This is a genomic window from Flavipsychrobacter sp. (genome assembly GCA_041392855.1).
Classification (GTDB): Bacteria; Bacteroidota; Bacteroidia; order Chitinophagales; family Chitinophagaceae; genus UBA5543.
Genome location: JAWKLD010000001.1, coordinates 1,641,337 through 1,653,625, shown reverse-complemented (window position 1 = coordinate 1,653,625; position 12,289 = coordinate 1,641,337). Strand labels below are relative to the sequence as shown.

The window sequence follows — 12,289 nt, the reverse complement described above, 5'->3', positions numbered from 1 at the left end:
TCAAGATGAGTATGGTTAATACCAACTTACGTTGTGATTTATTTGTTAACCATAAATGTGATAACTCATGTTATTTAAAATCCGAAACCAAGTAAAACTATTGGGCCTATGTATCCTCTTGTCCTTTAGCGCAAACGCACAAGTTCAGTACACGAAGGACTACGTTCTCCCACAGCCCAAACCTATTAGCACAGGAAGGCTTGCCGCACAAAGTATCATTGATGCTGGTAATGGTAACAGCTTAGCTATCTATAATACTATTGATGCAAATGGTAAGGCAATTTACATTACTGAAGTAGACCCTAATGGTACACATATCTGTACGTCTCCCATTAGTCAATTTCAGAATGGCATAGATGTTTTTGCAAACTCTATTACTGATGCTGGTCATGATAGATTTGTTATAGTAGGTAGGTGGGGTACTGCTACTAATTTTGGTCTTTTCATTGTTCGTGTGAATAGTACTGGTGCTATAATATCTTCTGAGGTACTTTTTCTTCCTAGTAGTTCCAACTTTACTGATATAGAAGGTATCAATGTTATAAAAGCTAATGGTAGTTTTGACGAATATATAGTTACCGCTAGAGTGAAAGACGATGGCCACGATAAGCTCATGGTCGTTAGGTTTCATTCAAGTGACCCCGGCTCTTATGCTTTGTGGAACGTGTTGTTCTCTTATGCGCCTCCTAATCCCGGTGAAACTTCAAGTGATGTATTGCCTACTAGCATAGTAGCTGTAGAAGGCGGCTATGTAATAGTGGGGAGACATATATTACATGATGAGATAGAGTTTCCTGGTTCTGGCGACCATTATAGTGTCTTTGCTATTAAGATCAACGAAATTGGTTTATTGCAAGGCAACTTTAATACCTACCACATCAACACAGAATATGCTGATGAAAATGCCTTTAAGCCAGGTATACAACACCTTCCTGCAACTGGTAATAATGTTTTAGTATTTGGAACTTCACTGCCTAACCCGTTCCCGCAGACTACAGTGCCTCCTAGTGCCTCTGCAACATCAATAGCGGCATCTATAGGGCTAAATTCAAGCTTTAATACTTTGTGGGGATATGTATACTGGTTACCAAACGAAGGCATAGAGATGGGTTTCCATTCAATATATCACAACCCAAATGCTAATTATAACAAGAGCAATGTTTTAGGTTATATGCTTAGGGATAATGGTATGTATACACCAATATTTGCAGCTATAGATGCCGATGATGGTCGGTTGGCGCGTTATCTGACAAGGTACTGGTTGGATAGGGATATATTTAGTCCTTTTGCGATGAACGACAATAGTGCAACCAACAGGTTTCAATACATAGGTTCTGAGGGGCGTGGTGAAACTCCGGGGAAGCTTGACCTTATAAGAGTTCATCAGTTTGGTTATGGCCTTTGTGATGAGGATAAAGCATATGCTTATAAAAATGTGCCTGCTAATAGAGTTGTATATAATTATGTACAGAGTAGTTTAGAGACGTTTGAAATGAATCCATTGCTAGATCTTCAAGTATGTTATATAGTTAATGAAGGCGACTGCACTGGTGGCGGAACAGGTGGAGATGGTCCAGATGATGGTGTTGTACATGAAGATTTTATAGAAACTGAATAATTATTTAATTAATAGTTGAATATGCCTTCTGAAATTTCAGAAGGCATATTTTTATTAGAACCAATAGTTACTATCGTTATGTTGGATATGGCAAAGTGAACGTTGTATTCCCAAGCGTAGAAGTAGGCTGTAAAGTCTACATTGATGTGCTATTATAAAATCAGTATTTTTAATAGAAATACTACTGCTATGAAATATCTATCTATATTGCTGTTTATGATTCCTGTTGTCCTATTTTCTTCTTGTACAAAAAACTATAGTTGTTATTGTGTAAATGAATTCAGTATGGCTCCAATAACGCCAAGCAAAAGCTACATGGTTAATGCTAAGACTAAGAAGGACGCAAGAGATAAGTGTGATGGCCTACGGGAATACTATCGTTACTGGACTTCTTGCACTTTAGATTAATAAATAACTACTTGAAAATATCAAATCATGTCTTCAAAAATCGGAGGTTTAAGAACTACAGTATATAAAGTGCCAGATATGGATGCTGCTAAAAAATGGTACTCAGAAACCTTTGGTATCACCCCTTATTTTGATGAACCATTTTATGTAGGTTTCAATGTCGGGGGATACGAGCTGGGCTTACATCCAGAAGGGGAAGAGTCTATGGGTGAGCGTACAGCTAATGTATATACCTATTGGGCTGTAGATAATGTGGAAGAGATGTATGCTTACTTGCTGAACAATGGCGCTACCGAACTGGAAAAACCAACCGATGTAGGTGAGGGTATTATCTTAGCTGCTGTAAAAGACCCTTGGGGTAATGCTTTGGGTATTATTGATAACCCACATTTTAATATTGTGGAGTAGTAAGATAATAGAATCTTAACCTGAGTAGTGATACCTGCATTAGGAGGCTTCCTATCTTCTTATATCTTTGTTCTTTAATAGTATAGCTACCTATAAGATTTATGTCGTTACGTCATTCCATGTTTAGAAATATCACAAGGGCTGATATCAGGTTTTTTACAGGCCTGTTGGTAGTGCATACTATATTCTTCATCATAGCACTGTACTACAAGCGGATATATAATGGCGACTCGCACGAGTATGTTTATATGGCGCTTAATATCCGCGACCATTTTGATTTCTATGCTGGTAGTCCTGCCATGCCGAGGGTAGAGGAGTATATGACATTGCGTACACCATTGTACTCCATGCTGATGGCGTTGGTCTATGTGTTTTCTGTGAACAACTGGGTGATACTGTTGCTGCAGAATTTTGTATCCATATTCAATATATACTACATGCGCGACACGATAAGAAAGATCGGGTATAGCCGCATGTATGACTGGGTGCTTATTGCTTTTGTAATGATAAACCCCGCACAGTTTATTCATACAAATACCATTGCTCCTGATATATTATTGCAAACGGTGGTCTTGGTGTATTTCAGGCATTTTATATTATTGGTAAGACGCAAAGAGTGGCGACAAGGTGTGTGGATGAGTGCAGCGCTTATTGTAGGTATGATGCTTAAGCCTGTACTATATCCTTTTGCTTACATACATATATTCGTGCTATTGGGTATGGCTGGTTATGTGAATAGAGGTTTGATGAAACCTTTTATAGCAGGAATATTACCCATATTCATGGTGTTTATCTATAGTTTTTGGAATTATAGTAGAACAGGTACTGCTCATTTCTCCAGCAACCAATCGTTGAATGCTGTATCGTATTACTACTATTACTTTGCCCAAAAAGAAGGCTTGCCTAAGGCTAAGGCGTTTTTGGAAGAAGAGCGTGCTAAGATGAATAGCCATGAGGCATTTGCAGACAGGTATAAATATGCGAATAAAAGAGGTGTGGAGTTACTCAAAGAAAACTTCTGGCCTTATATGACCTATCACGTACAGCGAAGTCTGCGCATGTTTATAGATCCTGGTAAGGGCGACTTTGATATGTTTACCAATAGGGCTACCCTAGGAGGTTTGTATAGTGGTGTGCAAGGGGCAGGTTTTTATGCCACGATCAAGGCAGATGGTTTTGATGGTTTTGAGCATTATATGGAGCGAAACCCAACGGTGTTCCTTGCCTTTATTGTCTTGTTATTCAATGCCTTTAAGATGATCGGCTTGTTTTTGTATCTGTTTCATAAGAAGACAAACAAATACATTAAGCTATTGGTAGTGCTGCTATTGGGGTACTTTGCTATCACTACAGGGCCTATAGCTAATACAAGATATTTTATGCCTATTTCGCTTATTGTTATTGGCTGTGCTACGGTTGGTTTCAAACACTACTTGCACTGGCGAAAATATAAGGTTATTATTACGGGCAGTTAAATTTAATTGCCTACAGTTTGTCTATACTATATAAATACAACCCGTTTTACATAGCCGCACTCATGCTCTGTATGCTAGTGCTGGCATTATACCCTTACTTGCAGTATTACATTGACCCTGATGCTGTGGCCTACCTTACGGTGGTGAAACATTATGTGAACGGCGACTGGGGGCAGGCGGTGAATGGTTATTGGAGTCCCTTTAGTTGCTGGCTTACAGCTATACTTACTAAGATAGGCTTGCCCATATTTATGGCAGCTATCATTACCAATACTATGGCAGGTATAGGTATTCTTTACATCACACAGTCCTACTTTGTTAAGTTTTACCTTATGCCCAAGCTACAGGGCTATATGATGGCGGCCTTAGCCGTGTTTTTAGCTTATGCTGTATTCAAGCAAAGTTTTTCTGACCTATGGCAAGTATTTTTTCTGCTGGTGGTAGTAAGGATATTGAGTGGTGAGGGTATTAAAAGAAAGCCATACTTATGGGTAATGGTAGGTGCGTTTGGCGCGCTGGCTTATATGGCTAAAGCCTATGCTTTTCCGTTTTTTATTCTGTGTGTGTTCGTCACTACATGGTATGCCATAAAAGCCTACAAGCAACGCAATAGAGTGAAGTGGTTAAAGATGACAGGGGTAATGATAGCTAGCATGCTTTTGTTCAGTAGCCCTTGGATGTATCTGCTGTATCAAAAGTATGGTATGCTTACTACAGGTACGGCAGGCAAGCTCAATTTGAGTTGGTACTTAGTAGGGCATCCTTATTGGGCTGATGGGATAAAACATCTTATTCCTCCCGTTTCTGCATCCAGTCCGTTCTATTGGGAAGACCCGTACATTGCCAACGGGGCAACGCCTATGTTCTTCAGCTCGTTCAAATTGTTTGTGCTACAAATAATAAAATTAGGGTACAACCTCTTGAAATTGCCCTTGGCTATGAACAAGCTGAATGTGTTTTTTGTTTTCATTTTCATGGTGGGGGTAGGTATTGTTACCTCACGTAAGGTGCGCCACTTTTTTTCTACCAATAAGATCGTCATTCCCGGTATGGCATTTTTGCTTTACCCGTCAGGCTTTCTGCTTATAAACTACGAGCCAAGGTATTTATGGTTCATGCTGCCGTTGAGCATGCTTTTTGGCGGACTGATGCTACAGCAACTAATGCCTTTGTTAGACAGGCGTTATGCATTAAGGTTGTTGGTTACCATACTGTTTGTAGGAGGGTATTTGATATGGCCTATATGGGATATGAAAGATATGCTCAATGATGGTAAGGCAGACTATGAGCTAGCGCAACAAATGAAAGAAAGAGGGGTGAAGGGTAGTTTTGCCTGCAATGCCGTGTTTGAGAACGGGTATTTCCCTAATGCCTCGCGTATAGCATACCATACAGGGATGCAGTATTATAACATGCCTTATGCTGATACTCCTTATGAGGAATTGCTGGAAGAAATGAGGAGATATGGCATCAAGTATTACCTGCATTTCTATAATACAGAGGCTGCCTCGCGCAATTTTATGCTCTGTGATGAGCAAGGGGCACACCTTGAAGAGCTGTATGAGGGGGATTTTAAGGGGGTTAAAGTCTTTAAATTGTAGTGTTTAAGCAATTATTTGCTGTATATATAGTTCTTTTCTTATTTAGTTGTTACTTTTGCACGAAATTTTGTAAATCATTAAAGACAACTATGGCTGCTAACAACATACAGGATTTATTAGGCGATAAGGCCGAGTATTATTTAGATCACACTTGTAAGACTATTGACAAGTCAATGCTTCACCTACCATCTGCTACTGCTGTAGATGATATCTGGATCAACTCTAACCGTAACATCCAAACCTTGAATAACATTCAGCGTTTGTTGGGTCACGGTCGTTTGGGTAACACTGGATATGTATCTATACTACCGGTAGACCAAGGTATTGAGCACAGTGGTGGAGCTTCTTTTGCGCCAAATCCTATATACTTCGATTCTGAGAATATTGTAAAACTAGCAATCGAAGGTGGTTGTAATGCCGTAGCGTCTACTTACGGTGTGTTAGGTTCTGTAGCTCGTAAATATGCGCACAAGATTCCTTTCATCGTTAAGATCAATCATAACGAGTTCCTTTCTTACCCTGACAACTTCGATCAGATCATGTTTGGTACGATCAAAGATGCTTGGAACATGGGTGCTGCAGCAGTAGGTGCTACTATCTACTTTGGTAGCCCGGAAAGCAACCGTCAGATAGTTGAGGTAGCTAAAGCATTTGAATATGCACACTCTTTGGGTATGGCTACAGTATTGTGGTGCTACCTACGTAACAGCGCTTTCAAAGTAGATGGTGTTGATTACCACACTGCTGCTGACCTTACAGGACAGGCTAACCACTTGGGTGTTACTATCCAAGCAGATATCATTAAGCAAAAATTACCTGAGTTGAATGGTGGTTATAACGCTATCAAAGTAGGTAAGACGCATAAGAAAGTGTACGAAGATCTAACTACAGATCACCCGATCGACCTTACTCGTTACCAAGTAGCTAACTGTTACATGGGCCGTTCTGGTTTGATCAACTCTGGTGGTGCATCTAAAGGTTCTGCTTCTTCAGATATGCAAGAGGCGGTAATGACTGCAGTTGTGAACAAGCGTGCCGGTGGTATGGGCTTGATCAGTGGTCGTAAGGCTTTCCAAAAACCAATGAATCAAGGTGTTGAGTTGTTGAACACTATCCAAGATGTTTATTTGGATGATGCTATTACAATAGCTTAATAATCAAGATACTATATTTGATGCAGGCTGCCGAATATCGGCAGCCTGTTTTGCTTATATCTTCTTTGTTTAAATATCTGAATATTTTTATTTAAATTTATTGAAGTTGTATACTACTTAGTTAACTATACCTATCATAGGTTTATTAACTATCCGCAATAGTCTATAATTGATTTACCCATACCTTACTTTTTTTAATAGGCTATGAACCAAGCGAAACTACTAATTAGGTACAGCTTCATATTGCTACTGGCGATATGGGCAAGACCATGTTTTGCCCAAAACTCTTTGATGGTGCTACCTACGCATAACAATACCTACAGTACTACTACTAGAGGTTTTTGGTTTACAGCGCCTACTAATTTTATTATTACCGGTTTGCGTGTGCCTGCCAGTGCGGGTAGTGGACAGCAGTTTATACAGGTAATGAGGTTGAATGGCACGTTCCCGATATCTTCTTCTTCTCCTTCTGTCAGTTTTACCAACTTGACTTATATCGCTAATGCTACAAGTGGGCTAACACAAACAGTAAATATTCAGGTGAATGCGGGAGACGTGATAGGTATCTTTGGCACTGCAGGTACTTCTTGCTCAGAAGGTAATGGTTCTTATACCACTTCTATAGGCGGGCAGTCAGTTACGTTGAATAGGCTCGAATATTCAGGAGCTATCAATAGTAGTAGTGCAACGTCTTATTTTGGTGTGGCCAACGGTGGCTCAGGTTCTATTGGGCGTGTAGAGATGTTCTATAATGCAACACAGCCTTGCTTTGGGGTAGGTAACTTGGCAGTCACAAATATAAACTCTGTAGGTGCTAGCGTAAGTTGGGCAGCGCCAGCCTCTACATTAGGATATGAGTATGCAGTGACCCTTACGTCAGCTCCGCCAACAAATGGTATTACACCCACTTCGTCTACAAATGCAACTGTCAATAATCTTACGGCTTCCTCTTCCTATTATTTTCAAGTACGTAGAAAATGCCAGCAAGGCAATTGGTCGTCTTGGGATACTTTGAAACTTAATACGCTGGATTCTTGTACTAATCCCGGAGCGTTCTATGCCTTGTATGTAGATTCTAATAAGGCCTACATTACTTGGGGTACTATCAATAATGCTATAGGTTATCAGTACTTGGTAGACAGGACCAGACTGACGCCTGTAGGTAACCACCCCGACATAAAGACAATAACTAATAATCAGGATTCGGTAAAAGGCTTAACAGAAGGTACATGGTATTATGTCCATATACGTGCTCTTTGTGGCGGTAATGATAGTTCTGCTTGGTCTTTAGACTCTTTTTATACGCCTATCCATTGCAGGGCTCCTATTATCAAGATAACGGATATCTCTACAAGTCAGGGTGTTGCCAGCTGGAATAATGTGCAATCGGCCCTAAAGTATGAATATGCGATAACTAAGGGTACAGCTATACCTCCTCTGTATGGTGTGCCTTGGAATAATACCAGTTACTATCTGCCTTACCTCAATGATGGCGAGGTCTACTATTTTCATGCAAGAACAATATGCCTGGATATAAATACGCAATACCGCTCCCAGTGGACAACTATTCCTTTTATCACTTTCCCGCTCGGTATTAAGGCTATAGAACAAGGGGCTAGGTTGAATATTTATCCGAACCCTGTAACTGATAAGCTTACCGTAGATGTAAGTCTACTTAGTAAGGCTGAAGGGCGCATAGTTATAGTAGATGTATCAGGCAGGCAGGTGTATAGTGCTATGGTGCAGGGTAAAAAAGAAATTTCCCTAAAGCACCTTAATGCAGGCGTCTATTTCCTTAAATACAATGATGGCATCAGCGCTGAAGTAGTTAAGCTGATCAAGCAATAAGCGCTTTTATTGTCCTTTCTTTCTATGCTCTACTATCAGTTTTGGGTAGTGTAGTTCTTTTTCATGGATGCTTAAGATTGTGCTCCAAACAAGGGTTATTGGTGCCCTAAAATATCTTATAAAATTTAATGCCTTATTTGTTCTAATAAATGAAATAAATACTACATTTATTAATCTTATTTTAATTACATTATTAATAATTCATTAATTAATGCGCTTGAAATTAAAATAAGATTAATTGTTCACATAATATTTATTAGAAAATGAAGCGTATTTACTTTTTAAAAAATGCATTAGTGCATGTAGTTGTGTTGGTGCTACTGGGCGTATTGCCTGCTGTAGCGCAACTTAATGGTACGTATACTATTGGTGGTACGTCACCTGATTATTCAGATCTTTCGGCGGCGATAAGTGCTTTGAATACAAATGGTGTTTCAGGGCCAGTTACATTTATGATCAGAGATGGTAATTATTCGGGCTCTGGCTGGCAAGGGCAAATAAATAGTATTACAGGTGCTAGTGCCGGGAATACAGTAACGTTTACTTCTCAGAGTAATGATAATACAAAAGTGATCATCAAAGCATCTGTGTCTTCTTCGGCAAACTATGTGTTTAGTTTTAATAACGCCAACTATGTGCGTGTAAAGAACTTGACATTGCAAACGAACAGTTCCAGCTACCAGCACTTGTTGGAGTATATAGGACAAGCTTCAAACGATAGTGTTGTTAACTGTGTGCTGGAAGGGCAAACTTCTTCAAGTTCTTCTAATGCTACAGCCTTAGTTTATGCTTATCAATTTGAGGGTAGTAATAACGTTTTTGCAAACAATGATCTTAAGCAAGGGGGTATGTGGGTGTATTGGTATGGCACAAGTACTTCCAGTGGTCCTAGTAATACAGTGTTTTACAACAATAGGTTCTCAAATACTTCAGGTTACTACGGTGTTTATTCTTACTACACCAGTGGTTTGAAGTTGCACAATAACTTGATGGAGCGTAATGGTACTGGTGTGTTCTATACAATGTATAACTACTATTGTAATGATGATATCGAGATCATGAACAATACCATTACTGCAAGCAGTACTAGTACGCTATATGGTATCCATACTTATTTTGCTAACTACTATTCTGCTAATGCGGCGAACACGCCAAAGGTGCATAATAATAATATTACGCTAACAAATACTTCAGGTAGTACTTATCCTATATATACTTATTACAGTAAGTATGCAACCTATGAGGGTAATATCATTAATGCTACCAATAGCGGAGGTTATATTTATGGCTATGGTCCTTTGTATTATAATGATGATTCTAGAGCTTCTAATAACACATTCAATTATAAGATGACCTCAACGGGTTATACTTATAACTACTACATGTGTTATAATGGTGCTAACTGGGCCGATACCTTTAATAATAATACAGTAAACATTACGCATAACGGTAGTGGCTCTTTATATAACTACATAGCCTATTATGGTAATACAAGAATATTAGACAATACTTATAACATAGAAGGTGGTACGTCTACTACCTACAACTACTTCTATTATTTAGATGGCGCAATATTTAAGGGTAATAAATTGAAGTCGCATGTAGATAATGCTACACACTATGGTGCTTATGTTTATAATACCTCTTCTTATGGTGGTGGTATTTATGATGGTAACGTGTTTGACTTGAGTAATAATAGCGGAACGCTTTATGGTATTTACGCTAACTACTTAAGTGGCGATAAGTTTATGAACAACGCTGTGTTTACAAAAACTACAGGTTCTAACTATACGCTAATTTCACAATACGCGTATAATGCATTTTTCTATAACAATACCTTCCATAGTAATGCCACGGGTAGTACTAACTATACTGGTTATATCTACAATAGCTCTTCTTCTTACGATTCTAAATTCCGCAATAACATATTCTCTAGAAGTGGTACTAATGGTACTTTGTTATATACCTATAACGGTGCTTATGCTGATATGGATTATAATCTTTACTACGCACCCGGTGGTTCTGTGTATCAACAAGTGTCTCCAAGTATTAGTACGGATGCTATAGAGAGTTGGAAGTCTTTGTCGGGTATGGATAAGAACTCTTTGTTTTATAATCCGGGTTATGTAGATGCTGCAAATGGAAATTTAAGACCTAGCGCGTCTAATCCTGATGCTTGGTCAGTTAATGGTAGAGGTATGCATATTGATGGAGATACAATGGATGTAGCGGGTAATCCTCGTCCGCGTATACCATCTGCTGGTGTTCCCGACCTAGGTGCATATGAATTTACACCTACATCTACACCTCCTGTATGTATTGCAACGCCAGCTATGCCTGTGGCAAACAGTGTTCAACAGTTTACATTTGGTGGAGATAAGGTAGCAGAGATAGCTTGGGGTAATTCAGTTCCTTCAAGTCCTGTTGTTATCAGACAATATACTGGTACAAAAGCCAATCCTATAAATAATGGTGTAGGTAGAATGTTCTTCTTTACCTCTATTGATGGTACAGATCTGAAATATACAGCTAAGCCGAAGGTGTATTATAAAAATCCTTGGATAGGTAATGTGTCCTCTGAAGCTAACGCTGTTATTGCGCGCTCAAGTGCTGGTGGTGCATGGGAAGGGTATAACTATAATAATGCTAATACAGATACTATAGCGAACACGTTACAGGCAACGCCTTTGTTTGATAGCTTGGGTAACTATACAGGTGTAGAGAATGGTCGTATCGGTATTCGTTGTGTGGCAATACCTGATGGCATTAAGACAACAAATATTAAAGCAATATCAGCAGATATAGAATGGAATCCTGTTTGGAATCCGTTAGGGTATCAAGTGTTGGTGAGCACCAGTCCTAAAACGCCTACAAGTACCGCAGGGGTTATTCAGACGGTAACTAACCAAGTTTCTATACCTAGTGGTTTGTTAGAGGATACTAAGTACTATGTTCATGTGCGTTATGTGTGTGGTGTAAAAGATACTTCAGCGTGGGGCTTGGATTCGTTTGTAACTAAGATCACTTGTCATAAGCCCACAATTACATTGTCTTCTTTGAATACCGATAGAGTAGTGGTGTCTTGGTTGCCAGTGAAAACTGCTGAGCATTATGAATATGTGATCAATAAATCTTCTGTAGCACCATCTTTTGGTACACAAACAAAATCGGTGAGTGTATTAGCGCCTTACTTAACGCCAGGAGAAAATTATTATGTGCATGTGCGTGCCAAGTGTGATGATATATATGAATATTCTGACTGGGCAACAGAACCTTTCCAAACTTGGCCATTAGCAGTAGCTCAAACTGCTATGCAAGAAGGCGGCATTGTAGCTTATCCTAACCCTGCTACTGATGTTATTCGTTTTGAGGTGCAAGGTGTGGTAGGTGCTGATGCGGTGTTGGAGTTAGTAGATGTAACAGGTAAAGTGCTGTTGCGTGCAGATGTGGATGCTTCAAGGTTAGATTTGGATGTGTCTAAGTTGTCTTCAGGAGTTTATTTATTGAAGTATCAGGATGGCTCTAGAAGTCATGTGTTGAAAGTGAATAAGCAATAGTCGCTAAGCACGTCTGTTATTTATAATATAGTAAGTTAAGTAAAAGGTCATCCTTAATGGGTGACCTTTTGTGTTTTTTGAAGCTTTATTATCAATTAGTTAGCTGTTTTTAGTGTTAATCGTATTTTAATTTAATGTCATTTTAATTTAACATAATTCGTATTAAGTTATCTTTAATAGCGTAAAAACGGGCTTTTTAGAGCTTTTGGTTCAAATTCTT

General features: G+C 39.1%; 8 protein-coding genes. All 8 read left to right on the top strand.

Annotation, left to right across the window (positions count from 1 at the left end; genetic code table 11):
- Nucleotides 1–67: 67 nt before the first annotated feature.
- The 8 genes from R2800_07665 to R2800_07630 all read left to right on the top strand — a co-directional run bounded on the left by R2800_07665 (nt 68) and on the right by R2800_07630 (nt 12,069).
- Nucleotides 68–1,618, top strand: coding sequence for a hypothetical protein (locus tag R2800_07665; GenBank protein ID MEZ5016914.1), 1,551 nt, complete (start codon nt 68–70; stop codon nt 1,616–1,618).
- A gap of 285 nt (nt 1,619–1,903) precedes the next feature.
- On the top strand, nt 1,904–2,026 hold the full coding sequence (locus R2800_07660; protein ID MEZ5016913.1) for a hypothetical protein: 123 nt from the start codon (nt 1,904–1,906) through the stop codon (nt 2,024–2,026).
- A 27-nt stretch (nt 2,027–2,053) separates the two neighbouring features.
- The gene (locus R2800_07655) at nt 2,054–2,434 is read left to right on the top strand and encodes a VOC family protein (GenBank protein ID MEZ5016912.1); all 381 of its coding nucleotides are present in this window, start codon (nt 2,054–2,056) and stop codon (nt 2,432–2,434) included.
- A gap of 101 nt (nt 2,435–2,535) precedes the next feature.
- A complete protein-coding gene (locus tag R2800_07650) occupies nt 2,536–3,909 on the top strand; it encodes a hypothetical protein (GenBank protein MEZ5016911.1) in 1,374 nt (457 codons plus the stop codon).
- Nucleotides 3,910–3,926: 17 nt separating this feature from the next.
- The gene (locus R2800_07645; GenBank protein MEZ5016910.1) at nt 3,927–5,510 is read left to right on the top strand and encodes a hypothetical protein; all 1,584 of its coding nucleotides are present in this window, start codon (nt 3,927–3,929) and stop codon (nt 5,508–5,510) included.
- An 89-nt stretch (nt 5,511–5,599) separates the two neighbouring features.
- Nucleotides 5,600–6,664 (top strand): class I fructose-bisphosphate aldolase, encoded by a 1,065-nt coding sequence (locus R2800_07640; GenBank protein ID MEZ5016909.1) that lies wholly within the window; start codon nt 5,600–5,602, stop codon nt 6,662–6,664.
- Nucleotides 6,665–6,868: 204 nt separating this feature from the next.
- On the top strand, nt 6,869–8,512 hold the full coding sequence (locus tag R2800_07635; protein ID MEZ5016908.1) for a T9SS type A sorting domain-containing protein: 1,644 nt from the start codon (nt 6,869–6,871) through the stop codon (nt 8,510–8,512).
- A gap of 263 nt (nt 8,513–8,775) precedes the next feature.
- A complete protein-coding gene (locus tag R2800_07630; protein ID MEZ5016907.1) occupies nt 8,776–12,069 on the top strand; it encodes a T9SS type A sorting domain-containing protein in 3,294 nt (1,097 codons plus the stop codon).
- The last annotated feature ends 220 nt before the right edge of the window (nt 12,070–12,289 follow it).